4 protein-coding genes and 2 pseudogenes are annotated in these 14,111 nt (G+C 40.0%); all 6 read right to left on the bottom strand.

The window, feature by feature from the left end:
• Window positions 1-32 precede the first annotated feature (32 nt).
• Window positions 33-7,682 (bottom strand): amino acid adenylation domain-containing protein, encoded by a 7,650-nt coding sequence (locus MHI01_RS26430; RefSeq protein WP_340984486.1) that lies wholly within the window; start codon window positions 7,680-7,682, stop codon window positions 33-35.
• Window positions 7,679-10,054, bottom strand: a complete 2,376-nt coding sequence (locus MHI01_RS31055) for a MupA/Atu3671 family FMN-dependent luciferase-like monooxygenase (RefSeq protein ID WP_445744934.1) — start codon at window positions 10,052-10,054, stop codon at window positions 7,679-7,681. The genes MHI01_RS26430 and MHI01_RS31055 overlap by 4 nt, the downstream gene beginning before the upstream one ends.
• Before the next feature lie 15 nt (window positions 10,055-10,069).
• A pseudogene (locus MHI01_RS31050) lies at window positions 10,070-10,618 on the bottom strand (AMP-binding protein); the annotation flags it as partial.
• A gap of 93 nt (window positions 10,619-10,711) precedes the next feature.
• Window positions 10,712-12,040, bottom strand: a pseudogene (locus MHI01_RS31045) (condensation domain-containing protein); the annotation flags it as partial.
• Window positions 12,037-13,080: a guanitoxin biosynthesis L-enduracididine beta-hydroxylase GntD gene (gene gntD / locus MHI01_RS26420; protein WP_340984484.1), complete on the bottom strand. Its 1,044-nt coding sequence runs from the start codon at window positions 13,078-13,080 to the stop codon at window positions 12,037-12,039. The gene gntD and the pseudogene MHI01_RS31045, both read right to left, overlap by 4 nt.
• Window positions 13,081-13,113: 33 nt before the next feature.
• Entirely contained in the window at window positions 13,114-14,076 is a 963-nt protein-coding gene (locus MHI01_RS26415; protein WP_340984482.1) for a TauD/TfdA family dioxygenase, read from the bottom strand.
• Window positions 14,077-14,111: the final 35 nt, after the last annotated feature.

Below are 14,111 nucleotides of genomic sequence, written 5' to 3'. Positions count from 1 at the left end.
GACGACTGTTACAATTACAGTAGATCAGTAGATCAAAAATCAAACTCGAACTGCTGCGTATTCCATCCGCCTTCACTCTCGTTCTGCTGCCTAATTTTAATCTGATTCAATTTAATATCATGATCATCTCGAACTTGGCCCGCAATCTCAACGAAAGTTTCAACTATATACTCGACCATATCCTTGCTGAATTGGGAGGTATCATATTCGACCTGAATTTCCGTCCCTGTAGGGCTCTCCAGGATTACAAATGAAAGATCCATCATGGCGCTTCCATCATCCATAGTCTCATTAGCGACGATCTTCAATTCGTCAATGTAGAACACAGAAGGCCGGCATACTTCATAAGCAAACATGAAACGGAATAAAGGTGATCGTCCCGGAACGGTGGCAATCCCAAGCTCTTCCACCAACTTATCCAACGGATAAAGCTGATGTTTCAATGCCTCCTGCATAACCATTTTTATGTGATTCAAGTAGTCATTATAGTTCATGCTTCCATGTGGCTTGCTGCGTACAGGTAATGTATTAACAAACATACCCATGGTATCGGAAAATTCCTGGTCCACCCTTCCTGAGACTGGTGTTCCTACAACGATGTCCTCAGATCCCCATAGTAAATGCAAGGTACATTTGTATAAGGTAAGCAGCACATTAAATAAGGTTGTTTTCTTGTCGTTTGATAAAGTTGCCAAGTCTTCGAGGAGGGATTGGGGCAGGCTATATGAAACCGCTCCGCCTCTAAAGGACTGAACATGAGTATTTGTATTCAAGGCGATAGTAGGCTTAAAATCGCTGAAGGTCGTAAGCCAATAGTTTTTGTCAATGTCCAACATTTGTCGCTTGTAACGCTCCGTTTCCCAAATCACATAATCATGATACTGGTATTCAATGGATGGCAATGTTTCTCCCCTAAGCAACGCCATCAGCTCACGTTCCAAAATCCCCATAGAGATTCCATCACTGATCAGATGGTGAATATTTATAACCAATATATGATGATGATTCTCCATCCGTATGACTGCTGCTGAGAAGAGAGGTTCTTCCCCAACAACATCGAAAGGTTGCAATAACTGAGCCATTAACTGATCTCGCGTTTCGAGTGTCGAATCAAACCAGTATAAGAAATTATCGTAATCGCCCATAAACTGCACAGGCATGCCTTTGTGATATCCAAAACGATAACGCAATACGGAATGCCGCTCTATGATTGTTTTGAGAGCAGATTCAAGGCGTAAAAAGTCAAATGTCCCAAACAAATCAAACTTACTTACAATGTTATATGACATCCCGATATTAGGGTGTTGACTCAGTAGAAAAATTCTGTTTTGGGCTAGAGATAATGGATACCGAGCTCCGGTAATTACATTCGTCGCTATAAGGTCATCTCTATTCCTTCTGGCCGATTTAGCAACTTCATTTGATAACGAAACAATCGTTGGATTATCAAATACATCTTTGATTGTGAAGTTGATCTGATATTCCTTCTGCAAATAATCCGCCAACTGCATAGCTTGTAACGAATTTCCGCCTAATTCAAAGAAATCATCCTCAATCCCGAATCCTTGCTTCTCCAAGAGAACAGACCAATACGTGGCTATCTTCATTTCCATTTCGTTCCTTGGTAAAGTTTTGGGATTCGCTTCCGTACGCTCGGCTAACTCAATCAGCTTTCGACGATCTATTTTCCCGTTTAATGTAAGGGGAAAGGTATTTAGATGTACGTATTTATAGGGCACACTATAAGAAGGAAGTTTTTGGTTAAGGTGACTTTTCAGCTCCTCGATTGGCAGCTGGCTCTGTGAAACATAAAAAGCACACAAGTAGTTATTTGGGTGTTCTCCCAGGGACAGAACCGAAGCTTCGTCAATATCAGGATACGTCATTAAATTTTCTTCAACGTCTGATAACTCTATGCGGTATCCTCTTATTTTTACTTGATCGTCAATTCTACCAACATACTCAAGCTCCTTCGCAGACGACATACGCATTAAATCTCCGGACCTGTACATTTTTTGGTTCGCAGCGAATGGGTTGTCCAGGAACCTCTCTTGGTTCAGTTCTTCTCGGTTCAAATAACCTCTTGCCACACCTGCTCCACCCACATAAAGTTCGCCTATTCCACCTTGTGGAGAAAGCTGTCCATCTTTATTCAGCAAATACGTGCTTAGAGTAGGAATTGGTCTTCCAACACTCCGATTATCCTTAGCCATATCCTCATGTCGAAGTTCCTTATATGTTGTAAAAATGGTTGTTTCCGTGATCCCGTAAATATTTAAGATATTTATTTCGGGATAAGCTTCATGAAAAGCAAGCAATCTTATCGGGTGAACCGCTTCTGCTGAAGAAATAACATATCTCAAAGGCAGATCCACGTCTTGCTCCAAAATGACCTTAATTAATGCATACAATGCTCCCGGGGTCTGGTTAAGCACGGTTACCTTCTCCCGAATTAGCAACTCCAAAAATTCACGATTATCGTACACAGCCTCGTTTGGAACAATGACCAATCTGGCACCTTTGAGAAGAGCCCCGTACATTTCCCATACTGAGTAATCAAAGCTCAATGCATGAAAAAGGGTCCAGACTTCCTGCTCATGAAATGGGAAGAACGGTGCTTCATTCTCAAACAATCTAACGATATTGGCGTGCGTGATCATAACTCCTTTAGGCTTGCCTGTAGTTCCAGATGTATAGATTAGGTATGCGAGATGTTCAGGTGTAAGGGCTATCCCCGGATTTGTTGTATCTCCGGTCTCATAGATCTCAACCAGATCACTCAAGCTTATTTTCTTTCCGGATGTATCGAGTGCATCCCATACGTCAGATGGTAAGTCAGCGATAACAAATTCTGCGCCGCAATCTTCCATAATGTAACGAATCAAATCATCGGAATACTTCGTATTAATGGGTACATATGCTACCCCGACCTTTAGGATGGCTAATATGCTGACGATTGCATGGATAGATCTGTCCATATGCAAGGCAACGAAATGCCCAGCAGATACGCCCCTGTTTAGTAAAGCATTTGCCAATTGGTTGCTACGTTCGTTCAGTTGACGATACGTAAGCGCTTCAACTTGATCGTTAACAGCAATATGGTCAGGTACTGCTGCAACCTGTTGTTCAAAAAGATGCTGAATCGTCTTGCCAACAGGGAATTCCATCTGTGTACGATCAAACGCATGGATGATCTCGTCCACCTCTACTTGTCTCATAAAGTTAAGATTAGCAAGTTTCTCATGAGGTTTTGACAAGATATCTGCAATTAAATGAACGAGATATTCACCGTGTTTTTCAATCGTATTTTTTGTATACAGACTGCTATTAAACTCAAGTTTGATTAACATGTCATCTGTATGTTCGAATACTTCGATCAATAAGTCGAATTTGGCATCACCGCTCGCAACGACGTGTTCAACAATATCATCATGTTCATTCATTTGATTGTCTGCATGTGTCCTATTCTGCATAATAAACATGACGTCAAAAATAGGATTGCGGGATTGCTCCCTCTTGATTGAGAGATCGTCAACAAGCTGATCAAACGGATAATCCTGGTGTTCAAGATCATTCATTAATGAATCCGTTACTTCATTCAAAAAATCGGTAAATGTCTTCCCACCAGATGGGTAATTCCTTAAAGCGATGGTGTTTACAAATAAGCCCACACTTTCTTCAAAGCCGGGCTGAGTCCGTCCTGACACAGCTGTACCCAATAATACATCTTCTTGTCCGTTATACTTGTATATCATCACGTTATAAGCGGCCAGCAATACACTAAATAAGGTCGCGTCTTGCCCCTTCGCCAACTCTCGAAGTGAAGCAGTCATCGCAGCGTTCAGTTCAATCCAAACAGTCTCGGCTTTTCCATCTTGTTCCGATGTTCTTGAGTAGTCAGGTAATAAAGTGAAATCTGTCCGTTCAGCCTCTAGTTTTCCATACCAGTACGCCTGATCGTCCCGAGATTTCTGCGATTTCATATAACTTTCAAACCATAAGGCATAATATTTATAAGAGCTGTAATTTACTTCTACAGGCTCGCCATCATATAAAAGAATGAATTGATTGATTAAATTCAAGTTTGATATGCCGTCAGTTATGATATGATGCATATCAATAAATAAGTCAAAGCACTCTTCGGTTACTTCAAAAACAGAGACTCGCAGCAAAGGAGCATCATTCAAATCAAAACTTGTTATCCATTCGTCATCAGCTGGCTCAGATTGCCACACATGTACATTGAAATTCCACTCCTGCAATATGCTTGCCATGATGGTCCCATCCACGACCGAAAAGCGTGTTCTTAGAATCTCGTGTTCTTTCAACAAACGATGAAAACAAGTCCGAAGTCTACTAGTATCCAACGGTTTATTAATCCTAAATTTCCCAGAGATATTGTACTTTGTACTGTTCATGTTCATTTGGTGCATTAGGAACATACGTGTCTGAGCAGGTGTCAACGAATATTGCGTAGACGTTGCTTCAAACATCGGTTCGAGTTCTTCAACAGAGGAACCCTGAACAAGTTTGTGTTTGATTAATTTTGCAAAATCGGCGGGTGTAGGATATAGAAATAACTCTTTGAGTGTTGCATTGATTCCCATCTCTTTTTTCAACTTAGAAATGAAGTTAGCCGCATATAGAGAATGCCCTCCAAGCTCGAAAAAGTGATCCTGTGGCCCAATGCCCTCAAACTTAAAAATCCCCTCCCATAGATGAATGATTTTCATCACTTCAGGATCTCGAGTAACTTGTTCTGAACTACCACCCGTTACATTCATTCGCTCTAGTAGATGATGTTCCACCTTACCACGATCAGAGAGAGGAAACTCCTCTAAAAAGACTATTTTTGTTGGCACCATATAAGGAGGTAAAGTCCGTGAGGCCCATAGTTTCAAGTCATGGTCCAATATCTCTTTCCCCTCAGTTACAACAACAAATGCACATAGAAATTTTCGATCTTCGGTATCTTTCAATAAGACAGCGACTTCTTCTATAGCACTATGAGATAACAGACATTTTTCGATTTCTTCCAATTCAATTCGATAACCATGCAGCTTTACCATTCGATCGTTACGGCCTAAAAAATCAATATAACCGCTCGATAACCATTTAGCTTGGTCTCCTGTACGATACATTTGTTCATTATGCAAAAAAGGATTCGGCACAAATCTGGCCCGGCTCATATCCGGCAAGCGTATATAACCCGTAGAGAGGCCCTCTCCTCCAATTACGAGTTCTCCTGAAATGCCAACTGGCTGCAAACGATCATATTTGTCCAGAATATATGCCGTTTTATTCATCATTGGTTTACCGATAGGCGTAGTTTGCCAACTCTTGATCTCATTCAGGTTTACTTTGTAGTACGTTGCATCCACACAACATTCCGTTGGACCATATACATTAAATACTTCCAGATCTTCCTGCCCGTATAATTGAAACAAGTCCTCCAGCAACTGATGAGGCACCTTTTCACCACCAATTAATAAGCGGCGCAAAAATCGTGGTTGTTTGTTTTCAAAAAGAACAGATCTGATATAACTAGGACTGCCATTCATCATTTGAATTGCATGATTATCAAGGAAGTGAACTAATTGCTCCTGATTCAAACGTTCTTCGTTTGTCGCAACGAACAGGGTGTGACCAAGCAATAAAGAACCGAAAATTTCCTCTATGGATTGGTCGAAGAAAAATGGCGCAAGCTGAGCCACATTTAATCTCTTCTCAAAGGGTGCATATATCTCAAGAGATAGGCCTCTTACTAGGTTGATAATACTCTTATGTTGCATCTCAACCCCTTTGGGCCTTCCTGTTGTTCCGGAAGTGTAGATAATGTAAGCTCCGTCATCAGACAGAACTGGATAAGTTAAAGCGCTCGGTTTTTGGTCCGAATCGGAAAGGGAAGCTTTGTCAATAAACAGACAGTTCATTCCTTCATAATTCCTGTCTTGTGCTTCCCATAGTTTCTTCTCCGAAAGCAATAATTGAATACCGCTATCCTGCATAATATATAGATTCCGATCTTCAGGCGCTTCCGGATCCAAAGGAACATAACGTAAGTTAGATCTTAATATTGCCAGAGCACCAATGATGAACCATTCATTACGATCAAACAACAAACCCACTGCCGTTCCCTTAGGCAACCCCATTGAAATCATTTCATTGGAGAGATTGGTTGATTCCCTTAGAAGTTCTCTATAGGTCATAGTCCGTTGTATACTGACTACAGCAGTTTCATTAGGATGAGCATTAGCCTGTTGTTCAAACATATGAAAAACGGATGAGAACTCCGGCATGCTAGTAAGCTCCTGCCTACTCAATAACTTCCCTTTTTCCTCAGCAGTCAACATATCAAAATTTCTGATCAATTCCGTTTTTTGGTCAGCTACCAATTGGACAATTCGAAGGAAGTGGCCTTTAAACAAGTTGAGCAACTCCGAATCATAACGGTTACGATCATAAATAATGGATACCTCAGCATGGTTAGTATATATATCAAATATCATTTCTAATGGATAGTGTGATTTTGAAGCAAATGTCACATTACTCACATTCATTCCTGTAATTTGATCGTTCAGATCAAAAGAAAGTTGATCCTCAGCAGGAATATCCCCATGATTATTAAAAATTAAGATGTGATCAATTAAATCCTGAGAAATTTCGCTTTCCCCCTGGATTTGGTGCAGCGGATAATATGAAAACTCTCTCGATTTGAACATGTCATTTTGAATGTTTCTAAGCAAATCTACCAGAGTTGTATTTGAGGTTGATATCACTCGCATTGGAATCGTGTTTAAGAATACCCCTAAGGCATGTTCGATATTCTCAATTCCGGGATCTCTAAGTGAAGTGACCAATCCGTATACAACGTCCTCCGAATTAGCGTATCGTTGTAACATCATTGCCCATATTCCTTGGAACACTACGTTAATCGTTACACGATATGCAGCAGCAACGGTTTTTAAGTTCTTGAACAATTCTGGATCAACTACAAGTTTCAATTCTTTATACTCGGATATAACATCTTGATAATTTCTCTTTGGAATTGAATAATTGGAATCGTAATTGGCCAAATAAGAATTCCAATAATCGGATGCTCCCATCCAATCTTGCTCATTCAACCATTGAATGAAATGGGCATCTGGCATACCCAACAGCTGGATATCCGTTCCACGGGCATGCAACACATTGTCATAATTAACCAAAAGATCCCTCAACAAAATTTTGAAGGAATAACCATCAATGAGTATATGATGATAACTACAAATCAGTTTAAATGAGTTGTCGCTGGTCGAGAGGATAGAAAATCGTATGGGCGCTTCTTCTGATACCACAAAAGGCTTTGTACGGTCTTCAACCAGCAGCTTACATAAGAGGTCTTCAACATCGTCTCCCTCCAGTTTGGAAGCATCCATGTGATTCACTCTTGTGAATCCTTCCTTCCTGATTATCCTTACCACTTGATCAAGATCTTCATGTAAGAAAGTAGTTCGCATTACTTCACACCGTTTCGTGATGCCGTGCAAAGCCTCTATAAATTTATCGTATTGGAACAGTCCCTCGATCTGAACAACAAACTGTTCAATATATGTCCCATCAGGATGTTCATCGTTAATAAGATGGAACATCAATCCTGCCTGTATTGGGGGGACAACATCTATTCTTTGAACATCACTCATGGATGTGAACCTCCCATTTTTTTATTTTCTTGAATGATATGTTCCACCTGTTGCAATTGCTCATTATTTAATTGACCATATTGATAATGACTTCTCCGCTTGCTGTAAGGCACTTTTTTGCCAGTATCTACGCTAGGTATCGTACTCCGTCCAATACTGTTTTTGCTCGCAATGAGACTTTTAATGGTAGAGCGTTGGAATATATCTTTCACATCAATCTCATAATCTTTTTTCTTCAATAGTGCTACAACGCGCATAGCTTTGATAGAATCTCCACCGAGTGAGAAAAAGTCATCAGAAATACTGATTTCATCACGGGCAAGAACCTGCTTCCAGACTTCAGCGACTAATATTTCTTCCTCACTTTGGGGAAGAACGTTCTCTTCCTCCACATAAAATTGCCGCAAATCCATTTTTTTTGCTGCACCCCGATCAATTTTGCCACTTGTGTTGAGGGGGATATCATCAACGAGAACAATGTTCCTTGGAACCATATACCGTGGTAACCGCTGATATAATATTTCACGAATATACTCTTTGTTAAGAGGTGGTTGAACAACAATTAGGGCGTGCAACACTGCATCTGACCCTTCCTGGAATTCACCTTCGAACACAACGGTTTTCACAACTCCCTCAATCGCACGGATGAAAGCTTCTATTTCCTCCAACTCGATGCGATATCCAGAAATTTTCACTTGATTATCTTTTCTTCCGAGGTATTCAAGCGATCCATCGGACCGTATGACTCCAAGATCTCCAGTTCTAAAGAACTTTCCTTGTTGTTGTCGCAGGTCAGAAGGAAGGTAAATAAATTTTTCGTTCGTTAGTTGCTCTCTGTTCAAGTAACCTCTCGAAACCCCACCTCCACCAATTACAATTTCACCTTGAATGTAAGGGGGCAAAGGTCTGAGTTTTTCATCCACCACATAGATCATTTCGCCGGGTAATGGGTTTCCGATCGGTATAAAATCACGCTTATTCTGCTCCACATCCAATAACGCCGACCAGATCGTTGTCTCCGTAGGGCCATAAGCATTTACGATTCGGGCATCCGTAATATGACGGAGCTTGTGGAACATTTCCACTGGAAATGCTTCCCCACCAATAATGATTGTTGTCAGAGATTTTAAAAATTCGTGTGAGGATGAATCATTTAGAATATGTTGTAGCCGAGAAGGAGTGGTTTGAAAATAATTAATGGGTCTCATCTTCTCCTTATGAACTTGAAGCTTCTCGTATTCTTTGAAACTCTTCATCCTTAATTCGTTTAATCGTTCTAACCCTTCCAAGACTTTTACAGAATCAATTCCAAAATCAATTAGGCTTGCAATTTCATTGACTCCGATATGAACAAGCTCGTCTACCATGACTTGACATGTCTCTACCGTTCCAAACAATGCTGCTTTATTCCAATATCGTTCAAAAGCAAATTCATACATTTCATCTTCTGACTCAATGTTAAAATCCTCGTGGAGTTTATCAATCAATCTTTGAACAAGTCCGGCACTAGAACGCAAATAGTTACAAAAAGGCTCTTTAACTATTTTCTTTACTTCCTCAAGTTCATCACCCAAGTAAGTATGGATCATCAGAGTTACCTTGCCTGTATCTGGAGAAAATCCCGATTCCAACAGGGATTTCCTGTAAATATCGATATTACTCCTTAACGTTTCCAAGTCTTGTCCTAGTAGATGTGTAAGTACGTTAGCACCTATTTGCCCAGCCTTCTGAAATGTATCTGGGTTTCCTGCAGATGTGATCCAGATCGGCAAGTTTTCCTGAACAGGCTTGGGATATACACGCAGTGATGTGGTTTGACCTAATCCATTGATTCTACTAATCTCTCCACCACACCATAATGTTTTTACTTCTTTTATTTGTTTGTACATGTGTTCCTCTTTGTTCTCAAATCGTTCCGGTGCCAAGCTAAAATCGTCTACATGCCATCCTGATGCAAAAGATACTCCTACTCGACCAGAGGAAAGCTGGTCAATCATGGCCCAGTCTTCAGCGATATGCAAACTGTCTTGTAAAGGGGAGACAATGCTGCCCGCTCGAATATGGATTTTTTGAGTGACAGCTGCTATAGCAGCACTGGTTATCGCAGGATTAGGAAACTTCCCACCGAACTCATGAAAGTGACGTTCAGGCGTCCATACTGCTTCAAAATCATGTTTATCTGCAAAAATGGAAGATTCAAGTAACAATTGATACTCGTTTTCAGGCTGCTTATCCCGATTCGCATTACCAAAAAAGTAGAGGCTGAAATCTAGTTTGCGGGACGTATTTAAGTAAGCGTCGTAGCTTTCAAATTGTTCATGGTCATCTACTTTTAATACAACCTGTATCCCGTTACATAAAGTCCATAACAACTCCAGAACGGAAATGTCAAATGAAACGGTCGTAACCGATAGTAAAGCATCCTTCGTACTCGGTTTAAAGTAATCATTTAAACTCTCAAAAAACTGAATAACGTTTCGGTGCTCGACCATAACGCCTTTTGGTTTTCCTGTTGAACCAGACGTATAGATGACATAAGCTAGTGAGCTGACATCATGGATTCTTGAATCCATGATTATAGAACTCGAAGAAGAATGCCAGTCTTCTAATGTAATAAGCCTCATGGGGAAGTCATAATTTTCAGGGATTGTATCCGTTACCAAGGCGATCATACCACTATCCTCAACAAGGTATTGAATGCGCTCTTCGGGCAATGTCGGGTCAATTGGTACATAAGCTGCACCGACTCTTAACACACCCAAAATAGCAATAATTAACTCAGCCGAACGTGGTAAACATATTCCTACCCTGTCATCTGCTCTAATATCCAATTGATTGTGAAGGAAGTTAGCAAATGAATCGACCCTTACTTTTAATTCTGCGTAGGTAAGAATATGGTTCTTATATACCAACGCTACATCCCCTGATTTCTCCACGCAAATCTCATCGAAGATTAAATCTAGTGTTTTCTCCTTGTAAGCACGAATCGACTCTAGGTCTGATAAAGGTTTCTGATCCAGATTCTCTGCTGTCACATCAGGTAAATACCAGAGCTGCTCCAACTTCATCTGAGGGTTGCTCAACATTCGGTTTAATATATGGATAAACTGATCTGATAATCCTTTTATGAATTCATCTTCAAAAATCTCTCTATTATAGCTGAAATTAAACTCAACATCTCTTTCCGATGGCGTAACCGTTAGTGTAATATCGTATGGATTAGTCTCATGAACCTCATAATTCAGGATAGAAATGTTATGATTTTTCTCCATACTTTCTATATTCATAGGGTAGTTTTCAATGACCACAACGGTGTCAAACAAACGATTTATCTTCCCAAAACCTGACCATTCATGAATTCGAGTCAAAGGTGTGTGTTCAAATGCAATGCCATCATGGAAGCGTCCGGCACACTCCTGTAATACCTGCTGTACATTAGCATCAGAACTGTGTTTGAACCTAAAAGGAATTGTATTGATAAAAAGTCCTATTGTTTCATCAATAGCTTCGACTTCCATATTTCTTCCGGAAACAGCCACCCCAAACAGCACATCTTCACTTTGTGCATATTTCTGAAGCAAGATTCCCCATGTAGAATAAACAGCCATGGCCAGTGTACTTTGAATGGTAGAAATGTTATGCATAATCGAATCTTTATTATTTTCGCCAAGATTGATTTTGTAGTTTGTGAAGGAATCTATATTCTGATTATGTTTCTTAAATAAGGAGGTCTTAACTGCTCCATCTAAATAGCTCGTCCAGTAAACGCTTTCCGAATGACTGCTCGTATGTCTTAAGGCTTCAATGAACTGGCTGTATTTTGCTTTTTCTTGAACTACGGAATAGGTGTCGTCTTTTAACAGATGTTTATATATTTCTAACCATTGCTCCATAAAGAGCATATTGGACCAACCATCCATCAGAATATGATGAAATGCGACGACGATATGCCATTCTTCCTCACAGGTTTTTAACAGACCTATATGAAGAGGAGCATGCATAATATCAATTTTTTCGCGCAATGACCCTAATAGTTCATCAACACCTTGTGGATCTTGAGAACCGAGTTGATCACTCCATAAATTGGTGAAATGGAACGGCACATGATACTCCTTTAACACTATACGTATAGGTCTTTCTATTTTTTCCCACCGAAAAACTGTTCTCAACGTGTCATTTTGAACTGTTACATGATCTAATGCCCTGCGAAGAATCTCTTCGTCTAGGAATGTAGCTTTGATGTGATAATGGTATATTACATGATGCTGCTGTGGATTAATCATATGCTCAAAAAGCATCCCTTCTTGCAGAGGGGATAGATCTGTGACCGCTTCCACATTTTGCTTGGAAATCTTCATGTCCATGTCGAAACACCTACATTATTTTTCATTTTAGGCTGTATCAACCTAGATTCAGCACTCTTTCTACTATCTCTCGACTTTCGAAGGTCTCGTGTAATATTGATTCGTTTGAGCCAACGATCTCTGCCCGCATATTTGGGGCTGAATGGTTTTCTTCCATGGACAGCACGATAATTATCAACAAACAACATGTCTCCCGGTTTCAGTGTAATATCCATAATTGAATCTTCTATCTGGGATACGATATGTGCCATAGCTTCTCTGGCTAAGTCATCTTTCTCATCTATAACTCCCATAAAAAACGGGTCTAGCCTTATATAGGGAGAGTCGTAGTTACCGAATAAAATAGATAAAGGCTGCTTCGATGAATAATTAGCTTCAAATTGATCAAAAATCTCTGATGAATCTTGTCCCACATTATTTTTGCTAAAGTGAGATTCATCAGGCAAAATATAAAATCTAGGCTCAAACAAAACATCCTTGTACTTCTTTTCCAGATTTAACATATCTATAGATGCATAAGTTGTTGCAACTGAATCCGGATTCCGTAAACAAAACAAACCGAGATAATCAGCCCGATATTCATGAAAGGCTTCTTCTGTATGCCACCAAAGTAACGAATTACTCCCTGAGCCCAACTGCTCATTCTCATCTCCCTTTACAGGAAGTATATTGTGAATGTAATATCCTTGTTGCTGGGTCCCCCATCCAAACAAATCTCCTAGAATTGACCCACATAACGAAAAAAAGATTTCTACCTTTCGTGTCAATTTAGGATCTGGCCGTTCTCTCCAATGGGAGGGTGTCAGACCGATATCATCATCATTAACTGGGAATCCGGATATAACGAGATGAGATTCTTGTTCCGATTGTTTAAAATCAATTAATTTCTTCTTTAGTTCAGAAGGTAAATTATATCCCCATAGAGCTGCCTCCATTAAGTAACGATCCGTCTCAAGATCCGTGTCTGCGGGAATAGATTCAACGAGTTCATAGATCTCATTGAGCTCACTAGCCGAAAGAACATACCTGTTCATTGTTATCATCTCTCCTTTGATTAGGTCCTGGATTTATACGTTATAGGGTTCAGCCATCGCAACGACAATTTTTCTATCTCCCTTAAATGTTTTTCTGCCGTGCGCCATGAGCATATTGTCCAACATGAGGACATCTCCCTCTTGCCATGGAAAGACTATACTGATCTCCTCGTACAGTCCTTGGATTTCATCTATTAAAGAGTCCGGAATTGTGCTACCATCTCCGAAATACGTATTGCGAGGAAGATTGTCATAACCCCGTTCTTCTATAAGCCATTCTCTGGCTTCTAAAGGCAGACTAGAGACATGAAATAAATTAGCTTGATTGAACCAAACCTTTTCCTTAGTGAGGGGGTGAATGGCTACTGAATCACGAACGGTTCGCGTCCGCAAATGATCTTTAGATATCCATTCGAATGCAATCCCATTTTTTTGACAATACTGTTCTACGATCTTTTGGTCTTCTGTCTGGAAAACATTTTGCCAAGACAAATCCAAGATACCGTCGAAATTCCTTACATACATTACTTTCTTTTCGATAAATTGTTTTTTTATGGATGCATCTAGCTTCTGCAATAACTCTCTACTGTCTGCAATCGGCGTTTCCCCACCTACCTCGGCATTGATCTGGCAAGAAAACCATATCTTCATAGGCCATACTTTTGAATAAGAGCTTTCATTATGCATAGGTATACACTGGTCCTTAGGATATTCAGTGGAAGTATAGATATTATCCTGAACCTCAGTTCGTGGTGTAGATCGTTCCTTATACTCTAACAATTCTGAACTGAAGATTTGCGTGATTTCACTAAACTCTGAGATCGATGCTTTGGGGAAATTCCGAAACAAAACGCCTCCTCTTTGTAGCAATACCTCTTCTAATTCCTTCTTGTTCTCTGTAACCCATTGATTCAATTTGATTTCTTTATCAATGGGAGTATATGTGTAGAGCGATCCTGCAGTGTAATTTAATATGGAATTACCAATGTTTTTCATAATGATAAACCTCCTGATTTCATACGTTTTTGGAG

The organism is Paenibacillus sp. FSL M7-0656 (assembly GCF_038003225.1).
GTDB lineage: Bacteria > Bacillota > Bacilli > Paenibacillales > Paenibacillaceae > Paenibacillus > Paenibacillus amylolyticus.
The sequence above is the reverse complement of the archived record's forward strand: the minus strand, read 5'-3'. Positions and strand labels throughout refer to the sequence as shown.

Excerpts from the sequence above, each read along its gene's own strand:
- MHI01_RS26415 (WP_340984482.1), bottom strand. The coding sequence starts at position 14,076 with ATGAAAAACATTGGTAATTCCATATTAAATTACACTGCAGGATCGCTC.
- gntD (WP_340984484.1), bottom strand. The coding sequence starts at position 13,080 with ATGAACAGGTATGTTCTTTCGGCTAGTGAGCTCAATGAGATCTATGAA.
- MHI01_RS26430 (WP_340984486.1), bottom strand. The coding sequence starts at position 7,682 with ATGAGTGATGTTCAAAGAATAGATGTTGTCCCCCCAATACAGGCAGGA.